The sequence below is a fragment of the Dryocola clanedunensis genome, assembly GCF_038405435.1.
Taxonomy (GTDB): Bacteria; Pseudomonadota; Gammaproteobacteria; order Enterobacterales; family Enterobacteriaceae; genus Dryocola; species Dryocola clanedunensis_A.
Map to the genome: position 1 here is coordinate 1 of NZ_JBBYHZ010000088.1, position 315 is coordinate 315.

Annotated in this window: 1 pseudogene; it reads left to right on the plus strand. The window is 62.9% G+C overall.

Annotation, left to right across the window (positions count from 1 at the left end):
* Positions 1–315 (plus strand): annotated as a pseudogene (locus tag AAE045_RS23540) (hypothetical protein); the annotation flags it as partial.

Below are 315 nucleotides of genomic sequence, written 5' to 3' on the forward strand. Positions count from 1 at the left end.
TGCGGCAGAATCCAAGGCTGCATTCCGCACTGCCAGCGAGCTTCATGCCATGAACCAGCCAGACCTCGGCGCCCTGTATTCCCACCACGCCAGCGTCATGCGCCAGCGCGCCGACGAAGCGCTCGCGCGTGGCGGCTTCGATCATCTGGTGATTCCCAGCGGCACCCAGCATTACCAGGCCTTCGATGATCGCGACTACCCGTACGCGGTGAATCCGAACTTCAAGGCGTGGCTGCCGCTGACCAAGCTGCCCAACAGCTGGCTGGTGTACACCCCGGGCCAACGACCGAAAGTGATCTTCTACCAGCCGTTCGA